A 24040-nucleotide genomic window follows, 5' to 3' on the forward strand; every position below is an offset into this window, starting at 1 on the left:
AGGCGTCATGCGGGGATGGAGAACCGCGCGCGATAATGCAGGTCGCGCTAGGCGTGTCCCAATCGTGTGAGGGGCGGACCGGGCATACGGGGAGAACCGCGCTCACCCTTGTCTGGATTGCCCGCTCGCGTATCTGTATCAAAATTAGGTCGTGAACGGCTACCATAGGGTGATGATGTGGCAGGTAACGAGATAGCTACTAACGAGAATATGCCGATCACTGCGCTGCCTTCCATAAAGGAAATTCTTCTAGATCGATCCTTGTATGATGCCATGCCAGTCAACGAAGATGATCTTGAGGCAATCGATACGTTACGACGCGGAAACTTCCAAATCGACGCGTTTTGTATATATTGCAACGCTGCCTCAATATTTAAGACATTTCGTTCTATATCTAATACTGTGCCAAAATCTATTGCTTCTGAGAGTCGAGCATCTCGGCAATCTACGTCGCTTGACCCGGGATATTTCGGCCTTAATGCAAGCTGTGTTCGTTGCTCACGGTCGTATACGTATTATTTCCTACTAACCAATCTGAGCTTTTCCAAAATAGGTCAGTATCCTTCGCTAGAAGATATCGGATCAGCCGATCTGGTTAAATATCGAAAGTTTCTTAGTAAAGCTGACTACGCAGAATTGAAGAGGGCTTCAGGTCTTTTTGCCCACGGCATAGGGATTGGATCGTTTGTCTACTTACGGCGCATTTTTGAACGGCTTATATCGGTTCATCATCAAGCATTAGCAAACGCGGGAACGCCAGTGCCTAATTTTGACGGCCTTCATATGGACGATAAGATTAAGGGACTGGCTTCGGTATTGCCTCCGGCGCTTGTAAAGCACCGTAAGGTCTACAGTATCCTGAGCATCGGAATTCATGGCTTGGACGAGGAAACGTGTAGGAAATATTTCCCGGTGGTGAAGGCGGCGATCCTGCAAATACTCGATCAAGACATGGCAAGGAAAGAGTTAGCTGCCGCTGAGGCGCTCCTAGAGAGTGAGATTGCCGCCATCGTGGGAGAAGTAAAATCCTTGCCTAAGCTAGTACAAAGGGCTAACACAACGGTCCCGACGCCGAAATAATTATCCTTTGCTTTTCTGTACTTACGGGGATTTTAACCGATCCCCCTCGGCTCCACCAGGCAGCCCCCCGCATCCATGCCCTTGGTTTTGCCCGGCCGACAATCCCTCTAAAGCCCCGCCATGCCCCGCCTGATCCTCTTCAACAAACCCTACGACGTCCTCAGCCAGTTCACCGACGCGGGCTCGCCGACGCCGCGCGCGACGCTGTCGCAGTTCGTCGACGTACCCAGCGTCTATCCGGCGGGGCGGCTGGATCGGGACAGCGAAGGGCTGTTGCTGCTGACCGACGACGGTCGCCTCCAGGCGCGGATCGCGGATCCCAAGTTCAAGCTGGCCAAAACCTATCTCGTGCAGGTCGAGGGCGATGCCGACGAGGCCGCGCTCGACCGGCTGCGAGAGGGCGTCGTGCTGAAGGACGGCCCCACCCGCCCCGCCGAGGTCGAACGGATCGCCGCGCCCGGTCTCTGGCCGCGCGTCCCGCCGATCCGCGTGCGCGCGAGCATCCCCGATTGCTGGCTGCGCATCACGATCCGCGAAGGCCGCAACCGCCAGGTCCGCCGCATGACCGCGGCGATCGGCCACCCGACGCTGCGGCTCGTCCGCTGGAGCATCGGCGAGTGGACGCTGGCCGATCTGGCGCCCGGAACGTGGCGCGACGCCTGACGGGCGGTCGCGGCGGGCTGACGGCGGCGTGCGAGCCAGCTGGAGCGCGTACACCCTACGGCTACCCACCTCGGACGAGCAGCGTTGGCGATGGCGAGCGTAACGCCGCCCTCCCCACACCGTCATCCTGACGAAAGTCAGGACCCAGGGTCACGAGCGGCGCCCCCTGTGGCTCCGGGTCCTGACTTTCGTCAGGATGACGAGAGAAGGGGGTGTTCACGCGAAGGCGCTAAGGCGCGAAGAGACGTCGCCGGCCTGGCTCCCGCCCCTGCTGCCTTCTCTTCGCGCCTTAGCGCCTTCGCGTGAATCCAATCTCGGCTACGCCGCATCCACAACGAACGATGAGTCCTCCCGAACGTGCCTGTTTCCCCGCGAAGGCGGGGACCCAGACTGGACTCCCGCCTTCGCGGGAGAACAAGGAAGCGACAGGGATTGCGGTAACTAACGCTGACAGCTCCGATCGGGAGAACCGCCCTTTCGAACGGGAACGCGAACAGACCACCGCCACGCCCCGAAGCACGGATCGCTGTCCTACACCGCGTCCCGAGCGCACCGTCCCCGCATGCTGGCACCCGCCCCCTCGTCCGCGATACCGCACGCACAGGCGCGCGCCGCCCCCGCGGCAAAATGCCGCACGTGCGTCTATACTTCCTATACTTCACTCCGGGAGCATCCGCGCCGCGACCGAATAAACCGCCGCATTCCAACGCCATGCGCGCGGCGCCCCTCCCCCGCCCCGCGCGCAACGAAAAAGGGCGCGGGGACCATCGCCCCCGCGCCCTTTTCCAAACTCAACCCGGAGACCCGGGCCGCGCGATTACTCGGCGGCGGCAGTGCCCTTGGCGGGGCGCATGTCGCGACGCTCGGCGATACGCGCTGCCTTGCCGGTGCGGCCACGCAAGTAATACAGCTTGGCGCGACGCACGGCGCCCTTGCGGACGACTTCGATCGAATCGACGTTCGGCGAGTAGAGCGGGAAAACGCGCTCGACGCCCTCACCGAAGCTCATCTTGCGCACGGTGAAGTTCGAACCCATGCCCTTGTTCGAGCGCGCGATGCACACGCCCTCATAGTTCTGAATACGCGTGCGCTCGCCTTCGACGACCTTCACGCCGACCTTCAGCGTATCGCCGGGGCGGAAATCGGGGATCGTCTTGTTGGCCAGGAACTTCGCGATGTTCTCGGCTTCGATCGTCTGCAACAGGTTCATAATCAGTCCTCGTGTCGCTGCGCGCCAGAGGGCGACTGGACCCGAACGCCCTCATGGCGTTCCCAAAGGTCCGGTCGCCGTGACCGTGTATCGATCTCCGCGCGGCGTTTGCGCCATGCATCGATCTTCGCGTGATCCCCCGATCGCAGCACCTGCGGGATCGCGCGCCCTTCCCATATCTGAGGTCGGGTATAATGCGGATATTCGAGAAGCCCCGTTTCGAAGCTCTCGTCATCCCCACTAGAAGCCGCGCCCATTACGCCGGGCAGCAGCCGAATGCAAGCATCGAGCAGCACCAGCGCGCCCATCTCGCCCCCCGACAGGATATAGTCGCCGATCGACACCTCCTCGATAGCACGCGCCTCGAACAGCCGCTCGTCGAACCCCTCGAACCGGCCGCACAGGATCGTGACGCCGGGCCCCTGCGCCAGTTCACGCACGCGCGTCTGGGTCAGCGGCCGCCCCCGCGGCGTCATCGCGAGCACGGGGCGGCCATCGGCGACGCTGTCGACCGCCGCGGCCACCACGTCGGCCCGCAGCACCATCCCAGCCCCGCCCCCCGCCGGCGTATGGTCGACAGAGCGATGCTTGTCGGTCGCAAAGTCGCGAATCTGCACCGGCGAGCACGACCACCGCCCCTCCCCCAGCGCCCGCCCGGCGAGCGAGGTGCCGAGCGGCCCTGGAAACATTTCGGGGTACAACGTCAATATCGTGGCAGCGAAGGTCACAGCGTCCAATTCTCTATCCGTTTGCGCCAGCGCGCGTCCTCGAAGACGCCCTGCACTTATACGGATCGGCCCGGCGGAACAATTACGCTGGCGAAACGCTCGCCCCGGATGGATAGCGGGATGGACGATTGCATCATCATCGGCGCCGGTCCGGCAGGCCTGACCGCGGCGATCTATCTCGCGCGGTTCCACCTCTCGATCCGGCTGTTCGACTGCGGCAGCAGCCGTGCCGCGCTGATCCCGTGCACGCACAACCATGCCGGCTATCCCGAGGGGATCCGCGGGACGGACTTGCTCGCCCGCATGCTGGCGCAGGCCGAAACCTATGGGGCGGTCCGCGAAGGCGTCCGCGTCGACGCGATCGAGGTGGAGGACGACGGCTTCACCGTGCGCCTCGGCGACCGCCGTGCCCGCGCGCGGAGCGTCCTGCTCGCGACCGGCGTGGTGAACAACCGCCCCGCCATGCCCGACGCGGTCCATGACGCAGCGCTCGAGGCCGGCCTGTTCCGCTATTGCCCGATCTGTGATGGCTATGAGGTGACGGACAAGCGTGTCGGCGTAATCGGCACCGGCGACCACGGCATGCGTGAGGCGCTGTTCCTGCGCGGCTACACTAAGGACGTGACGCTGATCGCGCCAGACGGCGGCCACGATCTCGATCCGGCCTGCGAGGCGGCGCTGGACGATGCCGGGATCGTCCGTGTCGGCGGCCCCTGCGGCAACTATGCGATCGAAGGCGACCGGTTCGCCCTCGACACGGTCGAGGCGCGGCTGTCGTTCGACAGTGTCTATCCGGCACTGGGCTCGGTGATCCGCTCGGAACTCGCCGTCGCTGCCGGCGCACGCGCGACGGACGAAGGGTGTCTCGAGGTCGACGACCATCAACGCACCTCGATCCCCGGGCTGTTCGCAGCAGGCGATGTCGTGAAGGGGCTCGACCAGATCAGCCACGCGATGGGCGAAGCCGGCGTAGCCGCCACGACGATCCGCAACATGCTGTCGGAACAGCGCCCGATCCGGCGCTAGCGTTGCCTATGTCCCCGCGAAGGCGGGGACCCAGACTGGGCTCCCGCCTTTGCGGGAGAACAAGCAGCCCCGGGGGCATTATTCGGTAGCGAAAGACGCCTCGACCACGAGCCGCTCGGAATCCCATTCGGGCACCGCCTCGACACGCATCGGCACCATGAACCGCTTGCCGGGCTTTTCGTCCACGGCGGGCCGCTCGATCTCGATCACGTCGCCCGCGCCGAAATTGTCGATTGCGACGACCTGGCCGATCACCTCGCCGTCGGTCGAGACAACCGCGAGCCCGATCACGTCGGTATGATAATATTCGCCGTCGTCGAGCGGCGGCAGCGACGATCGCGGCACGGTCAGTTCGGTCCCGCGCATCGCCTCGGCCGCATTGCGATCGGCAACCTCGGCGAAGCGCGCGATCGTGCCGTTATTGCCAGCCCGCGCCGACTTCAGCGTCAGCGCGCCATCGTTGAAGCTTTTATAAGCCCCGAAATTCTCGGCAAAGACCTTCAGCCGCACCTCGCCGCCGATGCCGTGCGCGCCGATCACGACGGCGAGCGTGACTTTATCCTTGCGCGGAGCCGGTGTCGGGTCCGGGGCTGTCGTCGGCGCCTTCGGCGGGGTCTTCGGCGGAGACGCCTTCATTGCTGGCATCTTCGATGTCCTCGGGTGCGGGGGCTGTTCTTGGATCTGGATCGGGGGTCATCATGCGCTCCTTGAGGGTGACAGACCGACAAAGAACGCATGAACCGCCATTCGGGTGCGAACGTCGCCGCCCCCAAACCGTCATCCTGGGCTAGACCCAGGATCCAGAGCCACAGACGTTGCCGCCCTTGGCTCTGGATCCCAGCCTTCGCTGGAATGACGGCAGAAAGACGGATCGGCCCCATCGGAGCCGACCCATCCGCAGTCTTACGAAGCGGCTTCTTCGGTCTCGGCAGCGGGTGCCTCTGCTTCGGCAGGTGCCGCCTTTGCAGCTGCTTCGGCCTCGGCAGCTTCGGCCGCCTTGGTCGCACGCTCTTCAGCACGCTCGGTGGCCTTCTCGCCGGGCTTGCCCTTGTTCGGGTTGTTGCGTGCCGAACGCTCGAGAACGCCGGCCTGGTCGAGGAAGCGTGCGACGCGGTCGGTCGGCTGCGCGCCGACGCTCAGCCAATGCTTCGCGCGATCGGCGTCGAGCTGCACGCGCTGCTCATTGTCCTTGGCGAGGAGCGGGTTGTAGTTGCCGATCTTCTCGATGAAGCGGCCGTCACGCGGGCTGCGCGCATCGGCGACGACGATCTTGTAATAGGGACGCTTCTTGGAGCCACCGCGCGCGAGGCGAATGTTGATTGCCATGATATTTTCCTTCTGGATCTAAACGTCACCCCAGCGAAAGCTGGGGTCTTTGGGTTGATAGGTTCCGCACTCTCGCCGGGAGATCCCAGCGTTCGCTGGGATGACGGTGGGGCGCGGAGGGTTATTTCTTCTTCAGAAAATCGTCGAAACTGGCCGGCAGCTGCGGCATCTTGCCACCCAGACCCGGCAGCCCCCCCCCGGAGTTACCCCCCGGAAGCCCGCCTGCGCCGGCCTTGTTGAGCATGTCGCCCATCTGCGGTCCGCCGATCGCATTACCGATGCCGCCGAGACCGCCGCCCATGCCGCCCTTGCCGAGCATCGCCATCATGCCCTTCATGCCGCCCATCTTCTTGATCTTCTTCATGGCGGTCGACATTTCGAGGTGCATCTTGAGCAGCTTGTTGACCTCCTGCACCGTGGTGCCGGAGCCCTTGGCGATGCGGATCTTGCGCTTGGCGTTGATCAGCTCAGGCTTGTTGCGCTCCTTGATCGTCATCGATCCGATCATCGCGTCCATATGGACGAGGACCTTCTCGCCACCGACCGAAGCAACCGCGCCCTGCGCCTTCTTCATGCCGGGGATCATCCCCGCCAGTGCGCCGAGCCCGCCCATCCGCTGCATTTGCGCCAGCTGGGCGCGCAGGTCGTTCATGTCGAACTGACCCTTGGCCATCTTGGCGGCCATCCGCTCGGCGTCTTCGGCCTGGATCGACTCCGCGGCGCGCTCGACCAGGCTGACGACGTCGCCCATGCCGAGGATCCGACCGGCGACACGCTCGGGATGGAACGCCTCGAGCGCGTCGAGCTTCTCGCCGGTGCCCGCAAACTTGATCGGCTTGCCGGTGACCGCGCGCATCGACAGCGCCGCACCACCGCGCGCATCGCCGTCCATGCGGGTCAGCACGATGCCGGTCAGCGGCACCTGGTCGGAGAAGTTCTGCGCGACGTTGACCGCGTCCTGCCCGGTCAGTGAATCGACGACGAGCAGGATCTCGGCCGGGTTCGCGACGTCGGCGACCGCCTTCATCTCGTCCATCAGCGCCTGGTCGACATGGAGTCGACCCGCGGTGTCGAGCATCAGGACGTCATAGCCCTGCAGCTTGGCCGCCTGCATCGCGCGCCGCGCGATGTCGACCGGCTGCTGGCCCTGCACGATCGGCAGAGTCGCGACGTCGATCTGCGTGCCGAGCGTCGCGAGCTGCTCCTGCGCGTTCGGGCGATTGACGTCGAGCGACGCCATCAGCACCTTCTTGCGCTCGCGCCCGTTGCCGCCGATCGCCGACTGCCCCGCCGCGAGCCGCTTGGCGATCTTCGCGGTGGTGGTCGTCTTGCCCGAGCCCTGAAGCCCGACCATCATGATGACCGCGGGCGGCGTGACGCCCAGTTCGAGCTCGGAGGCCTCGGCACCGAGCATCTCGACCAGAGCGTCGCTGACGATCTTGACGACCTGCTGCCCCGGCGTGACCGAGCGGAGCACGTTCTGGCCGACGGCCTTCTCGGTCGCCTTCTCGACGAACTCGCGCGCGACGGGCAGCGCGACGTCGGCTTCGAGCAGCGCGACGCGCACCTCGCGCATCGCTGCGCGCACGTCCGCTTCGGTCAGCGCACCCCGGCCGCGAAGGCGGTCGAAGACTCCGCCAAGTCGATCGCTCAGGCTTTCGAACATCGAAATACTCCCAATTACCGCCACCAAACGCAAAAGCGCCGGCGGGCGAAACCTCGCCGGCCAGCGTGCATCCTTGGATGCTCGTCATATGCGCCCCGTAACGGAACGTGGGTCGCCCACTACTGGAATGCCGCACCGGATGCAAGATGGGCCATGAGCCGTTCGTGGCAGCAGACCATCCGAGCGAGCGTTCGATGCAGGGCAATCCTTCACCGGACCCGAGTCCGCAGCCAATCTTGTGCAACCAATCGCGCGCCAGCCACGCCCCGTCGCGGCTAAACGCGGCCTTAACATCTCCTACACCTCTCGCATGGCACACCACATACCAATCAAGGACCGGACACCCCTCATGATCGCAAAGCCGGCGGCGACGCGTGCGCCCCGCAACATCAGTCGGGAATTCATGACCGGTGCCGCCACGGGTGCCGCGATCCTGCTGTTCGTTGGCACCGGCGGTACGGTACTGGTCAAGGCGCTGGCGCATCTGCACGGCAGCGGCGCTACGATCGACCGTACGCTGATCGCGACCATGCTGCTCAACGTCTCGCTGATCCTGTTCGGCTGGTTCCGCTATCGCGCGCTGGCGGTCGAACTGAGCGACCTGACCGAGGCCGGTCGCCGCGCCCAGGCGCTCGCGCAGCGCGATCCGCTGACCGGGTTCCTCAACCGCCGCAGCCTGTCCGAGGAAGGCGCGACTCTGTTCGCCAGTACGCGCCGCCGCGGCAAGGCGATGGCCATGCTGACGATCGACATCGACCATTTCAAGAGCGTCAACGACCTGCACGGCTATGCGATCGGCGACCTGCTGCTCGCCTATGTCGCCGAGACGATCGCGGCGATCGCACCAAGCACTAGCCTGCTCGCGCGGCTCGGGGCCGACGAGTTCGCCTGCGCGTTCGTGTTCGATTCCGCACATCGGAGTGTCGCTGACCGGATCGCCGAGCGCCTGGTGGCGGGCCTCGCGCTCCCATTCCGTACCAACGGCGTCGATATCCATATGGGCGTGTCGATTGGCATCGCCCGGTCGGACGTCGACTGCACCTCGGTCGACTCGCTGTTGCGCAATGCCGATATCGCGCTCCACGCCGCCAAGACCGGCGGGCGTGGGCGCCATGCCTGGTTCGACAATTCCATGGAACGCTCGCTGAAACTGCGCGGCGAACTCGAGGCGGGCCTGCGCAACGCGATTCCTGCGCAGGAGATCGTTCCCTATTTCGAGCAGCAGATCGACCTGACCACCGGCCGCATCACCGGGTTCGAAGTGCTCGCCCGCTGGGACCATCCGACCAGGGGCTCAATCGCGCCCGACATATTCATTCCGATCGCCGAAGAGATTGGCGTGATCGGCGAGCTGTCGCTGTCGATCATGCGCCAGGCGTTCGCCGCCGCGCGCGACTGGGACGCGGGGCTCAGCCTGTCGGTCAATGTCTCGCCGCTGCAACTGCGCGACGCGTGGCTTGCACAGAAGATCATCAAGACGCTGGTCGAGACCGGCTTTCCCGCCAGCCGGCTGGAAATCGAGATCACCGAAAGCGCGCTGTTCGACAATCTTCCGCTCGCGCAGTCGATCGTCGGCAGCCTGAAGAACCAGGGTATCCGTCTCGCGCTCGACGATTTCGGTACCGGCTATTCGAGCCTCGCGCATCTGCGCGCGCTGCCGTTCGACCGGATCAAGATCGACAAGAGCTTCGTCAGCTCGATCCTCGACAATCCCGAGAGCATGGCGATCGTCAACACGATCGTCCGGCTGGGCGACAGCCTCAACCTGCCGACGACCGCGGAAGGCATCGAGGATGCCGCGGTCGAGGAGCGACTGCGCGGCATCGGCTGCGCAAAGGGCCAGGGGTATTTTTACGGCCGACCGCTCGGCGCGGCGCAGGTCCGGCGGTTGCTCGCGGAAAAGCGGCTGTTGGCGCAGCGGCCGGACCGCGACTCGCCACCGCCTCGCGGCATCGCGCCACGACTGGCCAGCTGACCGTCCGCACCCGCCCCCGAACGCAAGGCGTGGACTTCGCACCCGCCGGCTCCTAAATCGCGCGCATGTCACCCGCCCCCGCGCCAGAGGTCATCAGCCTCGGCTGCCGCCTCAACATCGCCGAAAGCGAGACCATCCGCGCGCTCGTCGCCGGGCGGGACATGGTCGTGGTCAACAGCTGCGCGGTCACCAACGCCGCGGTGAAGGCGACGCGCGTCGCGATCCGCCGTGCGAAACGCGACCACCCCGAGGCGCAGATCGTCGTCACTGGGTGCGCGGCACAGATCGACCCCACCAGCTTCGCAGCGATGCCCGAAGTCGACCGGGTCATCGGCAACGCCGACAAGCTGACTAGCGCCGCGTGGGACGCCCCCGCCCCGGTGCTCGTCAGCGACATCATGCAGGTCCGCGAAACCGCGCCGCATCTCGCCGCGAGCTTCTCCGCCCATGCTCGCGCGTTCGTCGAGGTGCAGAATGGCTGCGACCACCGCTGCACCTTCTGCGCGATCCCGTTCGGTCGTGGCCCGAGCCGGTCGGTGCCAGCGGGTGCGGTCGTCGAGCGGATCGCCGGGCTCGTCGATGCGGGCCACCGCGAGATCGTCCTCACTGGCGTCGACCTGACCAGCTACGGCCCCGATTTGCCCGGCGCGCCGACGCTCGGCCACCTCGTCGAGCGCATCCTCCACCACGTGCCTGCGCTGGAACGCCTGCGCCTGTCGTCGCTCGACGGCATCGAGATCGACGATCGGCTGTTCGCGCTGCTGACGACCGAGCGACGGATCCTGCCGCACGTCCACCTCTCGCTCCAGGCAGGTGACGACATGATCCTCAAGCGGATGAAGCGGCGGCATTCGCGCGCCGACAGCGTCGCACTGGTCGACCGCCTCAAGGCCGCACGGCCCGACATCGCGATCGGCGCGGACCTGATCGCCGGCTTCCCGACCGAGGACGCGGCGATGTTCGCCAACACGCGCGCGCTGATCGACGACTGCCAGATCGTCCACCCGCACATCTTCCCCTATTCACCCCGCGCCGGCACCCCCGCCGCGCGGATGCCGCAGGTCGATCCGGAGATACGCCGCGATCGCGCCGCGATCCTTCGACAAGCCGGTGAGGCAGCGCGCGCGCGCTGGCTGCAGACGCTGGTCGGCACGCGCCAGGACCTGCTCGTCGAGCGCCCCGGCGATCGCGGGCATATCTGCAATTTCGCCGAAGTCCTACTGGACGAACCCGCCATACCCGGCGACATCGTCCGCATCACGATCACCGGCGCGACCAATGACCGCCTCCGCGCAACACGGGAACTGACATGAGCACCACCCCAACCTGGCACGACAAGCTGATCGGCGGCTTCAAGCGCACGTCCGACCGGCTCGTCGGCAACCTCGCCGGCCTCGGCGGCGCACGGCTCGACGACTCGACGCTCGACGATATCGAGGAGGCGCTGATCGCCTCCGATCTCGGCCCCGAGACCGCCGGCCGGATCCGCCATCGCCTTTCGGAGGGCAGTTTCGAGCGCAACATGGAAGAGCTCGGCATCCGCGTGATCGTCGCCGAGGAGGTCGAGAAGGTCCTCGCCACGGTCGCCAAGCCGATCGAGATCGACGCCTTCCCGCGCCCGCAGGTGATCCTCGTGATCGGCGTCAACGGCTCGGGCAAGACAACAACGATCGCCAAGCTAGCGCATCTGCTGATGGAGCAGGATTACGGCGTGATGCTGGCGGCGGGCGACACGTTCCGCGCGGCCGCGATCGGCCAGCTGCGCACCTGGGCCGAGCGCGTCGGCGTGCCGATCGTCACCGGCCCCGAGGGCGGCGACGCGGCGGGCGTGGTGTGGGATGCGGTCAAGAAGGCGACCGAGACGGGCATCGACGTGCTGATCGTCGACACCGCGGGCCGCCTCCAGAACAAGCGCGAACTGATGGACGAGCTGGCCAAGATCCGCCGCGTGCTCGGCCGCATCAACCCCGAGAGCCCGCACGACATCGTCCTCGTGCTCGACGCGACCACCGGCCAGAACGCGCTCCAGCAGATCGAGGTCTTCAAGGAGGTCGCGGGCGTCACCGGCCTGGTGATGACCAAGCTCGACGGCACCGCGCGCGGCGGCGTGCTGGTCGCGGCGGCGGAGAAATACGGCCTCCCTATCCATGCGATCGGCATCGGCGAAGGCATGACCGACCTGCGCCCGTTCGACGCGAACGAGGTGAGCCGGATCATCGCGGGCGTGGAGAGCGTTCGAAAGTAACGCGACCGGTTTTGCCCTGCCCCTCTTTTGTCCGTTCGTCCTGAGCGTAGTCGAAGGACTGGCCCGTTTGTGGCATGTCCTTCGACTACGCTCAGGACGAACGGTATTTTGGATTGACCTCGTGACCTCCACCAAATCCCTCCTGTCCCCCGGTCTCCGCATGGCGATCGACTATGGCCCCCTCGCGGTGTTCTTCGCGGTGAACTTCCTCACGCCGGGCGTACCGATCGCGCGCGTGATCGCTGCCACCACCGCGTTCATCATCGCCACGGTCGCGGCGATGATCGTGTCGAAGGTGAAGGCGGGGCACATCTCGCCGATGCTGTGGATGTCGGGCGCGCTGATCATCGTGTTCGGCGGGCTGACGATCTATTTCCATGACCAGCGCTTCATCCAGATGAAGCCGACGATCATCTACACGATGTTCGCCGCAATCCTGCTGTTCGGGCTGCTGACCGGGCGCCCGCTGCTACAGTCGTTGCTGGAAAGCGCCTATCCCGGCCTTACTGCGCAAGGATGGCACAAGCTGACGCGCAACTGGGTCGTGTTCTTCATCTTCATGGCGCTGCTGAACGAATTCGTCTGGCGCTACACGCTGGCGGCGTGGGGCAAGGACGCCGGCTGGAATTTCTGGGTCGGCTTCAAGCTGTGGGGCGCGATCCCGCTGACGCTGATCTTCGCGTTCGCGAACATTCCGATGCTGCTGAAGCACGGATTGCAAACGGGCGACAAAGCCGTGACCGACCTGCCGCCCGAAGGGTGATCCTACTTCTCCCCTCCCGCTCGGGAGGGGTTGGGGGAGGGCCTGACCCAACGCACTGGACGCCAGTACGTACGTAGCCCCCTCCCCTAGCCCCTCCCGCAAGCGGGAGGGGAAGTCACAGTCAGCCCGCGACCTTTGCGTAGCGCTCTCCGACGACGTCCCAGTTCACGATGTCCCACCAAGCCTTCAGATAGCCCGGACGATCATTCTTGTACGTCAGGTAATAAGCGTGCTCCCACACGTCGTTACCCAGCAACGGCGTGCCCGGCTCCTTGGCGTCGTCCATGAGCGGGTTGTCCTGGTTCGGCGTGCTCGTGACCTTCAGCTTGCCGCTATCGTCGGCGATCAGCCATGCCCAGCCCGACCCGAACTGGCCCGCACCCTTGGTGTTGAACTCGTCCTTCAGCTTGTCGAGACCGCCGAAATCGCGCTCGATCGCCTCGGCCAGCTTACCCGACGGCGCCTGGCCGCTCTTGGCCGCCATCGTCTTCCAGAAAAAGTCGTGGTTCCAGAAGCCGCCGCCATTGTTGCGGACCAGCGGCGGCAGCGACGAGATCATGCCGAGGATGTCCTCGATCGTCTTGCCAGCCAGCGCGGGGTCCTTCTCGACGCCCTCGTTCAGCTTGTTGGTATAGGCGGCGTGATGCTTGTCGTGATGAAACTTCATCGTCTCCTGGTCGATCACCGGCTCGAGCGCGTCATAGGCGTAAGGCAGCGGCGGAAGTTCGAAAGCCATCAGGAGTCTCCTTCGTGAATGGGGTCGGACGTCAAACGCCCGCGGCCCCCAAATGGTCCCCACAAAGTCGTTACGCAAGCGTACGGTCGGCGGAACCCGCGCCCGACCCATGCCTAGTCGAGCCGCGGGTTAGGGCCGACTGTATAGTGGATCGGCTTGAACGTACCGCCGTTCGAGTCCGGCGCCGAGCACGCCGTCAAGCCGATCACCAGGTCCATCGCCGCGCGGAACACGATCTGATCGCCCGCCTTGCTGATCGGCGGCAGCACGCGAAGCTTCCCCGTCTCGGCGTCGATCGGCACGTTCATAAAGCAGTTGAACGCCGTGGGTATCCGGTCGGGCACCACGCCGTACGGCTCGAGCGCCGCAGCCAGATTACCGAAGCAGCCCCGATGCGGCGGGAGCGTCGGATAGAAGTGGTGAAACGTATCGTGGGAGCACGGCGTGAGCAGGAAATCATGCCGGCCGACGTCGTCCGCAACGATCTCCAACATCGGCCGCGACCGGTTCGAATAAAGTTTATGCCCTGTCGTCAGATAGATCGTCTCGGCATAATCAAGCGTTCGGCCCGACGACATCACCTCATCCATATCGTCCGCCGCGAAGGCGAGCAGATCGGCGACTTGCTCGCCGCGGGGATCGATCACCGTCAGGATCTCGCCGCGCGCCAGCCGGAATGCGGCCCCACTCCGCTCGGGGATCTCGTGGATCGTCGGTGCCTGCATCATGCCACTCACTGCGATGATCCCTGGTAGGAGAACGGGCAACGCCAGACTTCGTCCACCGAGCGCCCGCTATACTGCCGGGCCTCGCTCAGTTCGCCGTGACGCGTGAGCATAGGGTTGCGCGACCCTGCGATCGCCTCGTCGCGCACCATGATCTTTTCGCGCATCGTCTCATACCGGCCCTGCGCCCGCAGGATCGTGAACTGGTCGTGGAGATTGAATACCATCGTCGGACGCGCGAACTGTCGCGCCGGGCGGCTCGCATTGGGATGCAGCCCGACCACGAAAAACGCCTCGCCGCCAAAGCTCAGCGAAAAATGCGGGCTATCGGGATCCGCACTCACGCGCGCGTCGTAATCCTGGCCGCGCCAGACATCCTTGTCGGACAGCGACTGGATACGGTTCCAGAGATGCCGCTCGAACGTCGGTTCGTCGAACGTGACGGGTTCGTCGAACACGACGGCAAAGCTCCGGAACAACGCGGGATCCTCGCGATACGCGGCCGCGAAGGTCAGCAGGCCGTCATGGATCCGCACATCGTCCCACGCGCTATCGATCCGGTTGCACGACAGCACCTCGAGCGTCCCCTTCGCGACCGCGGCCTTGGCGCCGACGCATGGGAAACTGGCCTCAGCGATGTGATCGCGGAGCAGCGCGACGTGCGTGTCCTGATCCTTGTGGCGCCAGGGGAATAGGGATGAGTGCTGGATTTCCATGGGACCAAGGACGCTTTGCGGCGCCGCGTGTTCCGCCCATTGCCGTGGGTTAAGGCGATTACGGCCGCGACAAGGGGTGATATTTGCCAATGCGCTACAGTTAATATCGCCGGACTGTAGAGAGTTACGCGAGTCGGCCCCAAATCTTCACGACGCGTCTATTGTGGAGAACCACGCCGCATAGGGTGTCGTTCGCGCCATATGCCGGTTCAGATCGGGGGCGCCGTCCGTCCACCATACCGGACCTCTTTCGCCGAGTTTGCGCTTCGCTATGTCGACCGCCGCATGCGCGGCGTGCTCGGCGGACTCATCGCCGCTACGTCGAGCCTGGCCAACCGCCCGGCGCGCATTCATCAGATCATGTACGAAGGACTCCCGCTCCGAGTCCGACAATCCTGGGTTCGCCTTGCGCCACAGCCGCCCGCGAACGACGATATACCGCCCGTCCGGCGTCGACAGCGGGGCTTCTCGCGCCATCAGGCCGCGGTCCTGCCATAGTCTTGGCGGGTCACGGGGTGGCTTGACGACAGCCCGCCATCGACCGCGATCGCCTGCCCGTTGACGTAGCTCGCATCGTCGGAGGCGAGGAACAGCGCGACCTTGGCGAGTTCATCGGGCTGTGCACCGCGCTGGAGCGGGTTGAGACGGCCGACTCGGTCCATCTTGTTGGCCTCGCGCGCATAATCGAAGACGGGCTTGGTCATGCCGGTCTCGGTGAGCCCCGGGCATATCGCGTTGACTCGGACGTTGGAGCCAGTGAGCTGCTGCGCGGAGACGGCGGCCAGATTGATGACACCCGCCTTCGACGCGGAGTAGGCGGGCGATCCCGCGCCCGAGCGGATCCCGGCGACGCTGGCGGTCAGGACGATCGCACCCCTCCCCCGTTCGGCGATGCGCGGCGCGGCGTGCTTGATCGCGAGGAACGGGCCGATCAGGTTGACCCGCAGCACCTCGGTGATCAGCGCGACGTCGGTATCGAACAGGTTCGCCATCCCGCCCGAGATGCCCGCATTGGCGAACATCACGTCGAGCCCGCCGAAACTGTCGCACGCGAGCGTCACCGCGCGGATCACATCGTCCTCGATCCCGGCGTCGATGCGGATCGCCTTTGCGGTGCCGCCTGCTTGCGTGATCAGATGCGCGGTCTCGTCCGCGCCTTCGGTCCTGTCGGCGACGATGACGTGGCCACCCTCGGCCGCGAACAACAGCGCCGCCGCGCGGCCGATGCCCGAGCCTGCGCCGGTGACGATGATCGACTTGTTCTCGAAACGCATGGGGGTTCTCCGGTTAGATCGTGACGCCGCCGTCGATGACCATCGTCTGGCCGGTCATGAACGCGCTCGCGGACGAGGCGAGGAAGACGACCGCGCCCGCGATCTCCTCGGGTTCGCCGATCCGCCGCAGCGGCACGCGCGTGTTGGCGGCCTCGATACGATCGGGATCCTCCCACAGCGCGCGCGCGAAGTCGGTCTTGATCAGGCCGGGCGCGATGCAGTTCACGCGGACGTTCGCAGGGCCGAACTCGACCGCGAGATTGCGCGCGAGTTGCATGTCGGCGGCCTTGCTGATGCAATAGGCGCCGATCACCGGCGAGCCGCGCAAGCCACCGATCGACGAGATGATGACGATGCTGCCGCTCCGCCGCGCGATCATCTCGGGCGCGACCATCTGGATCAGCCAGTGGTTGGAGACGATGTTGTTGTCGAGAATCTTTCGGAACTGCTCATCGGCAATTCCCGCCTGCGGACCGTAATAGGGGTTGGAGGCCGCGTTGCAGACCAGCGTGTCGATCCGCCCGAACCGCGCGCGTGTCTGGTCAACCAGGCTCTGCAAGCCCGCCTTGTCGGAGATGTTGGCCGCGATCGCGATCGCGGTGCCGTCGCCATGCTTGGCGTTGAGTTCAGCGGCGACGGTATCGCACGCGTCCTGCTTGCGACTGGAAATCACGACCTTCGCGCCATGCTCGGCGAGTTCGCGCGCGGACGAGAGGCCGATACCCCGCGACGATCCGGTGACGATCGCGACCGTTCCGGTCAGGTCGAACTGCGTCATTCTACTCCCCCCGCATCAATACCGTCACCCCAGCGAAAGCTGGGATCTCCCCGTTGGCTGGCGCCGCGACTCCAACGGGGAGATCCCAGCTTTCGCTGGGATGACGGATAGGGCCGGAGCGACAGCGTTGCTCACGCCCCCGCCTTCACCGCAAAGCCCCACGCCGCATCCGCAAGCCCGTGAATCTTCGCCACCGTCTTCTCCGCCTGCGCGCTCGATGCGGTGCCGTCGATGATCCGCTTCTTGATGCCCTGGACGATCCCGGTCAGCCGGAAGAGGTTGTACGCGAAATACCAGTTCAGGTCGGGCACGCCGTCGCGACCCGTCGCGGCGCAATAGCGTTCGACGACCTGCTCGATCGTCGGGATCCCCGTCTCCGGCCCGGTCATCCCGAGGACGCCCGAGCGCCCCTCGGGCTCGGTGACCCAACTCATTAGCAGGTACGAGAAGTCCGCGAGCGGATCGCCAAGCGTCGACAGCTCCCAGTCGAGCACGGCAACCACCTTCGGCTCCGCAGGCGCGAAGATCATGTTGTCGATGCGGTAGTCGCCGTGGACGATCGAGGTCCGCGTCTGTTCGGGCAGCGTGCGCGGCAGCCATTCGATCAACCGCTCGACCGACTCCATGCGCTCGGTTTCGGCGGCGCGATATTGCTTGGTCCAGCGACCAACCTGACGCTCGAAATAATTGCCGGGCTTGCCGTAATCGCCGAGCCCCGCCGCCGCATAGTCGGTGGTGTGGAGCGCGGCGAGCGTGTCGACCATCGCCTCGTAATGCGCGGTGCGCTCGGCCGGTGACGCGTCGGGCATCGCACCGTCCCAGATCGTCCGGCCCTCCACCATCTCCATGACATAAAACGCCGCGCCGATGACGCCGGGGTCTTCACACAGCCCATAGGGTTTCGGGACGGGAAAGCCGGTCGGGTGGAGCCCGGCGATCACGCGATATTCGCGGTCAACCGCGTGCGCGGAGGGCAGGATCGGGCCGAACGGCTTGCGTCGCAGCACATAGGCGCGGCCGGGCGTATCGAGGCGATAGGTCGGGTTCGACTGGCCGCCGGCGAACTTCGCGTAGGTCAGCGGCCCGGCAAAGCCCGGCACGTTGGCCGTCATCCACGCGCCTAGTGCATCAAGATCGAGCCGGTCCTTGTCGCCGACCGCGATCGTGCCCTCCATGCTGTTGGTCACGAGAAGGTGATCACGCTGCGCGTCGTATCGCCACGGCGGAGCTCGTCGAACGCGTCGTTGATCCGCTCGAGCGGCATCCGGTCGGCGATGATCGTGTCGAGATCGAGCAGCCCGCGCATATAGAAGTCGACGAGCCGCGGAATATCGACCGGAAACCGGTTCGAGCCCATGAACCCGCCCTGCAACCTCTTGCCCGACAGCAGGTCCATCGCCGACAGCCCGACCTTCTCGCCGAGCGGCATCATGCCCAGGATCGTCGCGGTGCCGCCGCGCCGGAGCACCTTGACCGCGGTCGCCGCCGATTGCGCGCGCCCGACCGCCTCGATCGCGTGGTGCACGCCGCCCTTGGTCAGCGCGACGACCTCGTCCGCCGCCGTGTCCGACAACGCGTCGAAGCTGTGCGTCGCACCGAGCTTCTCCGCCATCGCGCGCTTCTCGGGAACGGGATCGAGCGCGATGATCTTGCCCGCGCCCGCGATCTTGGCCGCGTTGACCGCCGCGAGGCCGATCCCGCCGCACCCGACCACGCACACCGTCTCGCCCGGCGTCACGTCGGTGGTGTTGAACACCGCCCCCGCCCCGGTGGTGATCGCGCAGCCGAGCAACGCGGCGCGGTCCATCGGCATGTCGCGGTCGATCGCGACGCACGCATGTTCGTGGACCAGCATCATCTCGGCATAGGCCGACAGGTTGAGCATCTGCGCGATCGGCCGGTCGCCAAGCATGAGCCGCGGCGGCGCGCTCTTGGGACGGCGCACCGAACTGTCGATGCACAGCGCCATCCGGCCGGTGACGCAGAATTCGCAGTGGCCGCAAAACGCCGACAGGCAGGTGACGACATGATCGCCAACCTTGACCATGCCGACCTCGTCGCCGACCGCCTCGACGACACCGCACGCCTCATGGCCGGGGATCGTCGGCATCGCGTGCGGATAGGCGCCGTCGACGAAATGCAGGTCGGAGCGGCAGACGCCCACCGCCATCGTCCGGATCAGGACTTCGCGCGGGCCGGGCTTCGAGACGGTCACGTCCTCGATGCTGAGCGGAGTGTTGGCTTCGAAAAGGACGGCGGCTTTCATGTCTGCCTTTCGCTTCTTTGAGGTGAGCCCCCCCCAACCCGTCATCCCAGCGAAAGCTGGGATCTCCCCGTTCCGGGTCGCGGCATCAGCCAACTGGGATACCCCAGCTTACACTGGGGTGACGGGCGTGGAGGGGAGAAATTTGGCCCAGGTCTAATGGGAAATTACCGGCTCACCCCGATATCCCCACTCGACAGGCCGCCCTTTCGAAAGTCCCCGTATTTCCCGAACTCGTTGCGCGCGATCGAGCGGTTGTGGACCTCGTCCGGACCATCGGCGAAGCGCAGCGTCCGCATCGCCGCCCAGTCGTGTGCCAGCCGGAAATCGCCCGACACGCCGCCGCCGCCATGCGCCTGGATCGCGTCGTCCAGGATCCTGAGCGCCATGTTGGGCGCCGCCACCTTGATCATCGAGATTTCGAGTTGCGCGGCCTTGTTGCCCGCCTTGTCCATCATGTCCGCCGCCTTCAGGCACAGCAGGCGAGTCATTTCGATATCGATCCGCGCGGTGGCGATGCGCTCTTCCCAGACCGAGAAGTCGGCGATCCGCTTGCCGAATGCGACGCGGGTCAGCAGCCGCTTGGCCATCGCCTCGATCGCGGTCTCGGCGACACCGATCGTGCGCATGCAGTGATGGATGCGGCCCGGCCCGAGCCGACCCTGCGCGATCTCGAACCCGCGCCCCTCGCCCAGCAGCACGTTCTCGACTGGTACGCGGACATTCTCGAGCACGACCTCGCCATGACCATGCGGCGCGTGGTCATAGCCATAAACCGACAACATCCGCTTGATCGTCACGCCCGGCGTATCGAGCGGCACGAGGATCTGGCTCTGCTGCTGATGGCGAGATCCCTCGAACGACGTCTTGCCCATCACGATCGCGATCTTGCAGCGCGGGTCGCCGACGCCGCTCGACCACCATTTCGTCCCGTTGATGACATAGTGATCGCCGTCCCGCACCATCGACGTCTCGATATTGGTCGCATCCGACGACGCCACCGCCGGCTCGGTCATCAGGAACGCCGACCGGATCTCGCCACGCATCAGCGGCCCCAGATACGCCTCCTTCTGCGCGCGCGTGCCATAGCGGTGGAACACCTCCATGTTGCCGGTATCGGGCGCGGAACAGTTGAAGCATTCGCTCGCCCAGCCGATCTTGCCCATCTCCTCGGCACATAACGCATATTCGAGATTGGTGAGCTGCGTCCCCTCGAACTCGAACGAATCGTCGACATGCGTCTGCCCCGAATGCGGCGGCATGAAGAAATTCCAGAGCCCTGCGGCCTTGGCCTTTTCCTTCATCTCCTCGATCACCGGGAGCACCTTCCAGCGCTCTCCCTCATGCTCCTGCGCGTCGTAATCGGCCTGGCGCGGGCGGATATTCTGATCGATGAAATCGCGCACCCGATCCCGGAAATACGTCTCTCGTTCGGTGAGGCTGAAATCCATGCGGGCTCTCCATTCGTCATCGCTTTGGACGCGGGTTAAACCATACCGCGTATTCGGTAAAGCGTGTGGAGGGCCCCCGAAAGCATGTTTTCAAGTCCGCCCTGAAAGCGCCTAAAAAGCACTGTATCTTCAAATCGAAGCTGTTAGGGTGTTTCGATGAAGGTTCCGGCAGAGGCCAGCGACGAGAGCGAACAGGGTACCAAGCGCTTCCGTGCGAAGCGTGATGCGATCCTCGCCGCGGCGGCAGAAGCGATCAACGAGCAGAGTGCCAAGGGCATGACGTTCGCGGACGTGGCGCGGCGCGTCGGGCTCAACACGACGAGCGTTACCTATTATTTCAAGCGCAAGGAAGACCTCGCGGCGGCGGCGTTCGAGAACACGCTCGAATCCCTGGTCGCGATGCTCGATGTGGCGATGGAAGAGGCGACGCCCGAGGCGCGCGTCCGCCGCTATCTCGCGCTCAACATGGATCGGCTGAACCGGATCCAGCGCGGCGAGGAGAAGGCGTTCGCGGTCCTGTCCGATCTGCGCGCCACCGAGGAACCGATGCGCGGCCGGCTGATGGCGGGCTGGCGCGAGGTGTTCCGGCGGACGCGGCTGCTCTGGGGACCAGCGTCGTCGCGCGCGCAGACCGATCTCAACGGCGCACGCGCACACGTGTTGCTTGAGAACACCTTCTGGCTGCCGATCTGGCTGACCCGGTATGAGCCCGACCAATATGGCCGCGTCGAGGAGCGGCTGATGGACGTGTTCGCGCACGGCATCGCAGGCAAGGCCGCCAAATGGTCGCCGACGCTGCTCGACCTCAGCCATGACGAGGCTGAGCCGGGACGCGAAGCGTTCCTGCTGGCCGCCACCCGGCTGATCAACGAGCTCGGTTATCGCGGCGCGTCGGTGCAGAAGATCGCATCCGAGCTGAACGTGACCAAGGGCAGCTTCTACCATCATCTCGATGCGAAGGACGATCTGGTCATCGCCTGCTACCAGCGCAGCTTCGACACGATCGCCGATGCGCAAAGCCGCGGCGAGGCCGAGGGCGGGAGTTACTGGCACAAGCTGTCGAGCACGGTCGCGACGCTGCTTGACGTGCAGTTCGCCGAGCGCGGGCCGCTGCTGCGCACCACCGCACTCAGCGGCCTGCCGGTCGGTGTGCGCAACGCGATGGTCGATCGTTCGAACGGCATCGCGCGCCGCTATGCGGGCATGATGATGGACGGGATCGGCGAGGGCTCGATCCGCGCCGTCGATGCGCTGATCGCGGCGCAGGCTTTGATGGCGCTACAGAACGCGGCGTTCGACATGCGCAAATGGGCGTCAACGATGCCGCGCGAGCGCGCGGTGGCGATGTATGCCTCGACGCTTATGTTCGGGCTGTTCGACGATCAGGTGGCCAAGGCGTGAAACCTGACTGACCCCGGATCGGCGCACATTCGCAGCCGGATCGGATTGGTTACGTCGCGTTAACGGCTTGCCGCCGATTCCGGCGCTCCACGGAGGGCGCCATGCATAGTATCACGACCGATCTCGACACGGGCATCATCGAGGTCGAGGCATCGGGTTTCTGGACGATCCCGCATGTCGAGAATTTCCTGCGCGACCTGGACCGCGAGGCGCGCCGCGTGCTGGCGACGGGTAAGCGCCACCTGCTGCTGTGCAACTTCTCGAAGTCCGCGATCCAGCCGCAGGAGGTGATCTCGATGCTGCAACGCGTAGCGGTGTCGATGCCGCTGAAGTCGCGCAAGGTGGCGCTCTACACCGAAGGCAAGCTCGCGCGATTGCAGGTCAAGCGGATCGCCTCGGTCCGCGACGACATGGCGGTATTCGACGACCGCGCGACCGCGCTCGCGTGGATACTGGACGGGCCAGCCGCAGCGCCGCACTGACGCAAAGGGCCCTGTGCCGCTGCACGCCCCCCCCCCTTTTTCCGTCATCCTGACGAAAGTCAGGACCCAGGGTTCCGAACGCCGCCCTCGCGATACCACCCGAAGGTCGCCACGACGACGGCGCGCCTACCTGACCGCGTCCTCCGCCCGCTTGAGAAGAACCCCAGCGCGCCAGTAATGAAACAGCGCCCAGGGCGTCATCAGCGCGATGATCACCAGCGCATAGCGCAGCGAATCCTCACCAAACCCAGGCTTCAGCAGATCGCTGAGCCAGCCGACCATCGTCGGCCCGAGCCCCAACCCGACCAGGTTGATGACGAGCAACGTAATCGCGGCCCACATCGCGCGAATCTGCAACGGCGCCAGATGCTGGATCAGCGCAAAGCTCGGCCCGAGGTAGGAATTCGCGAAGATCAGCGACACGAAATAGCTGCCGATCGCGATCGCGGGCGCGTCGATCAGGTAGAAGGCCAGCGCGAACGGCAGCGACAGCCCCTTCATCGCCAGCACCACCCACGCCTGCACATGCAGCCCGTGGCGCTTGGCGAGCATGTCGGCGATCTTGCCGCCGGCCAGCGCCGATACCGCGCCGAACAACGCGCCCGGCAACGCGATATAGCGCGAGATATCGAGCATCGACACGCCCAGCGACCGCTGCATGTAGCTCGGCCCCCAGCCCGTCAGCGCATAGCCGATCATCGAGGTGAGCGTCACGCCGACCACCAGATGCCGCGCCGGCGCGCTCGCCCACATCGACGCGAAGCCCTGGCCGACGCTCGGCATCGGCGTCGCCTCGGCCGCGCGGGCAGCGTCGGACAGCCCGCGGCGCGGCTCGACCATGAACAGCCGGACGAGGATGGCGAGCGCGATTCCCGGCAGTCCGACGGTCATCATCGCGATCCGCCACCCATAGGAATGCGCCACGACCCCGCCGATCAGCGTACCGAAGCCCGCACCGAGCACCACGCCGAGCGAATAGACCGCCATCGCGCTCGCGCGCTTTTCGGGGGGATAGAGATCGGCGATGATCGAATGGCTGGGTGGACTCGATCCGGCCTCGCCGATGCCGACACCGATCCGGAACAGCATCAGCTGCGTGAAATTCTGCGCGAGCCCGCACAGCGCGGTCATCGCGCTCCAGATCGTCAGGCTGGCGGCGATGATGTTGCGCCGGTTCGTCCGATCCGCCAGCCGCGCGACCGGGATGCCGAGCGTCGCGTAGAAGATCGCAAACACCAACCCCGACAGCAATCCGAGCTGCGTATCGGTCAGCACCAGATCCGCCTTGATCCGCTCCAGCAGGATCGCAAGGATCTGGCGGTCCATATAGCTGAAGAAATACGTGAAGGTGAGCAGCGCGAGCGTCAGGCCTCGTCGCTTCATCGACAGCGTGTCGGCGATCTCGGGATGGGACTGATACGCTGTGGCCATCGACAATACCTCGAAATCGAAACAGGCTCTAAGCTAGGACAGGGCGGACGTACCAGACAAGCGAAAGCTGCATCGATCAAAGATCATGATGCACCGCGATT

The 24040-nt window shown here is 65.2% G+C and carries 24 protein-coding genes; 9 read left to right on the forward strand and 15 right to left on the reverse strand.

Annotated elements, in window-relative coordinates; all coding sequences use genetic code 11:
- Positions 1-177: 177 nt before the first annotated feature.
- Complete coding sequence (locus tag EV283_RS00965) at positions 178-1080, forward strand: hypothetical protein (protein ID WP_130321983.1); 903 nt, start codon at positions 178-180, stop codon at positions 1078-1080.
- Positions 1081-1200: 120 nt separating this feature from the next.
- Positions 1201-1743: a pseudouridine synthase gene (locus tag EV283_RS00970; RefSeq protein ID WP_130321985.1), complete on the forward strand. Its 543-nt coding sequence runs from the start codon at positions 1201-1203 to the stop codon at positions 1741-1743.
- A gap of 817 nt (positions 1744-2560) precedes the next feature.
- Here EV283_RS00970 and rplS read toward each other — a convergent pair.
- Entirely contained in the window at positions 2561-2953 is a 393-nt protein-coding gene (gene rplS, locus EV283_RS00975) for a 50S ribosomal protein L19 (RefSeq protein ID WP_031395442.1), read from the reverse strand.
- Positions 2954-2955: 2 nt separating this feature from the next.
- Positions 2956-3681, reverse strand: coding sequence for a tRNA (guanosine(37)-N1)-methyltransferase TrmD (gene trmD, locus EV283_RS00980; RefSeq protein ID WP_130321987.1), 726 nt, complete (start codon positions 3679-3681; stop codon positions 2956-2958).
- A gap of 120 nt (positions 3682-3801) precedes the next feature.
- On the opposite strand from trmD, the gene EV283_RS00985 reads away from it, so the two are divergent.
- Entirely contained in the window at positions 3802-4707 is a 906-nt protein-coding gene (locus EV283_RS00985) for an NAD(P)/FAD-dependent oxidoreductase (RefSeq protein WP_130321989.1), read from the forward strand.
- 78 nt (positions 4708-4785) lie between these two features.
- Here the strand turns inward: EV283_RS00985 and rimM are convergent, their stop codons facing one another.
- The 3 genes from rimM to ffh form a co-directional block, all read right to left on the reverse strand.
- Positions 4786-5343 carry a ribosome maturation factor RimM gene (gene rimM, locus EV283_RS00990; protein ID WP_130323796.1) on the reverse strand — a complete coding sequence of 186 codons (558 nt, stop codon included), beginning with the start codon at positions 5341-5343 and terminating at the stop codon, positions 4786-4788.
- Positions 5344-5610: 267 nt separating this feature from the next.
- Complete coding sequence (gene rpsP, locus EV283_RS00995; protein WP_056411016.1) at positions 5611-6033, reverse strand: 30S ribosomal protein S16; 423 nt, start codon at positions 6031-6033, stop codon at positions 5611-5613.
- A gap of 121 nt (positions 6034-6154) precedes the next feature.
- On the reverse strand, positions 6155-7699 hold the full coding sequence (ffh, locus tag EV283_RS01000) for a signal recognition particle protein (protein ID WP_130321991.1): 1545 nt from the start codon (positions 7697-7699) through the stop codon (positions 6155-6157).
- A 349-nt stretch (positions 7700-8048) separates the two neighbouring features.
- Between ffh and EV283_RS01005 the strand changes: the two genes are divergently transcribed.
- The 4 genes from EV283_RS01005 (at position 8049) to ispZ (ending at position 12682) form a co-directional block, all read left to right on the forward strand.
- Positions 8049-9674 (forward strand): EAL domain-containing protein, encoded by a 1626-nt coding sequence (locus tag EV283_RS01005; protein WP_130321993.1) that lies wholly within the window; start codon positions 8049-8051, stop codon positions 9672-9674.
- A 65-nt stretch (positions 9675-9739) separates the two neighbouring features.
- On the forward strand, positions 9740-10987 hold the full coding sequence (mtaB, locus tag EV283_RS01010; RefSeq protein WP_130321995.1) for a tRNA (N(6)-L-threonylcarbamoyladenosine(37)-C(2))-methylthiotransferase MtaB: 1248 nt from the start codon (positions 9740-9742) through the stop codon (positions 10985-10987).
- Positions 10984-11919: a signal recognition particle-docking protein FtsY gene (ftsY, locus tag EV283_RS01015; RefSeq protein WP_055878512.1), complete on the forward strand. Its 936-nt coding sequence runs from the start codon at positions 10984-10986 to the stop codon at positions 11917-11919. The genes mtaB and ftsY overlap by 4 nt, the downstream gene beginning before the upstream one ends.
- 160 nt (positions 11920-12079) lie before the next feature.
- A complete protein-coding gene (gene ispZ, locus EV283_RS01020; protein ID WP_130323798.1) occupies positions 12080-12682 on the forward strand; it encodes a septation protein IspZ in 603 nt (200 codons plus the stop codon).
- 121 nt (positions 12683-12803) lie between these two features.
- Here the strand turns inward: ispZ and EV283_RS01025 are convergent, their stop codons facing one another.
- The 9 genes from EV283_RS01025 to EV283_RS01065 all read right to left on the reverse strand — a co-directional run bounded on the left by EV283_RS01025 (position 12804) and on the right by EV283_RS01065 (position 20625).
- The gene (locus tag EV283_RS01025; RefSeq protein ID WP_130321997.1) at positions 12804-13418 is read right to left on the reverse strand and encodes a superoxide dismutase; all 615 of its coding nucleotides are present in this window, start codon (positions 13416-13418) and stop codon (positions 12804-12806) included.
- 113 nt (positions 13419-13531) lie between these two features.
- Positions 13532-14146, reverse strand: coding sequence for an urea carboxylase-associated family protein (locus tag EV283_RS01030; RefSeq protein ID WP_242615827.1), 615 nt, complete (start codon positions 14144-14146; stop codon positions 13532-13534).
- Between the two features lie 5 nt (positions 14147-14151).
- Positions 14152-14859 carry a guanitoxin biosynthesis heme-dependent pre-guanitoxin N-hydroxylase GntA gene (gene gntA, locus EV283_RS01035; protein WP_056411032.1) on the reverse strand — a complete coding sequence of 236 codons (708 nt, stop codon included), beginning with the start codon at positions 14857-14859 and terminating at the stop codon, positions 14152-14154.
- Positions 14860-15006: 147 nt separating this feature from the next.
- Positions 15007-15336, reverse strand: coding sequence for a hypothetical protein (locus EV283_RS01040; RefSeq protein ID WP_130321999.1), 330 nt, complete (start codon positions 15334-15336; stop codon positions 15007-15009).
- Positions 15336-16133, reverse strand: a complete 798-nt coding sequence (locus tag EV283_RS01045) for an SDR family oxidoreductase (RefSeq protein WP_130322001.1) — start codon at positions 16131-16133, stop codon at positions 15336-15338. Before EV283_RS01045 ends, EV283_RS01040 begins: the two co-directional genes overlap by 1 nt.
- A gap of 13 nt (positions 16134-16146) precedes the next feature.
- Positions 16147-16911, reverse strand: a complete 765-nt coding sequence (locus EV283_RS01050) for an SDR family oxidoreductase (RefSeq protein ID WP_130322003.1) — start codon at positions 16909-16911, stop codon at positions 16147-16149.
- 131 nt (positions 16912-17042) lie between these two features.
- A complete protein-coding gene (locus EV283_RS01055) occupies positions 17043-18086 on the reverse strand; it encodes a phosphotransferase family protein (RefSeq protein WP_130323802.1) in 1044 nt (347 codons plus the stop codon).
- Positions 18087-18094: 8 nt separating this feature from the next.
- Positions 18095-19177, reverse strand: a complete 1083-nt coding sequence (locus EV283_RS01060; RefSeq protein ID WP_130322005.1) for a Zn-dependent alcohol dehydrogenase — start codon at positions 19175-19177, stop codon at positions 18095-18097.
- Between the two features lie 164 nt (positions 19178-19341).
- Entirely contained in the window at positions 19342-20625 is a 1284-nt protein-coding gene (locus tag EV283_RS01065; RefSeq protein WP_130322007.1) for an acyl-CoA dehydrogenase family protein, read from the reverse strand.
- A 156-nt stretch (positions 20626-20781) separates the two neighbouring features.
- Here EV283_RS01065 and EV283_RS01070 point away from each other — a divergent pair, with 156 nt between their 5' ends.
- Together EV283_RS01070 and EV283_RS01075 are read left to right on the forward strand one after the other, a co-directional pair.
- On the forward strand, positions 20782-22026 hold the full coding sequence (locus tag EV283_RS01070; RefSeq protein ID WP_130322009.1) for a TetR/AcrR family transcriptional regulator: 1245 nt from the start codon (positions 20782-20784) through the stop codon (positions 22024-22026).
- Positions 22027-22127: 101 nt separating this feature from the next.
- Positions 22128-22508 carry a hypothetical protein gene (locus EV283_RS01075; RefSeq protein ID WP_130322011.1) on the forward strand — a complete coding sequence of 127 codons (381 nt, stop codon included), beginning with the start codon at positions 22128-22130 and terminating at the stop codon, positions 22506-22508.
- A 126-nt stretch (positions 22509-22634) separates the two neighbouring features.
- Here the strand turns inward: EV283_RS01075 and EV283_RS01080 are convergent, their stop codons facing one another.
- Entirely contained in the window at positions 22635-23939 is a 1305-nt protein-coding gene (locus EV283_RS01080) for an MFS transporter (RefSeq protein ID WP_130322013.1), read from the reverse strand.
- Positions 23940-24040: the final 101 nt, after the last annotated feature.

Source organism: Sphingomonas sp. BK036 (genome assembly GCF_004216825.1).
Lineage (GTDB): Bacteria > Pseudomonadota > Alphaproteobacteria > Sphingomonadales > Sphingomonadaceae > Sphingomonas.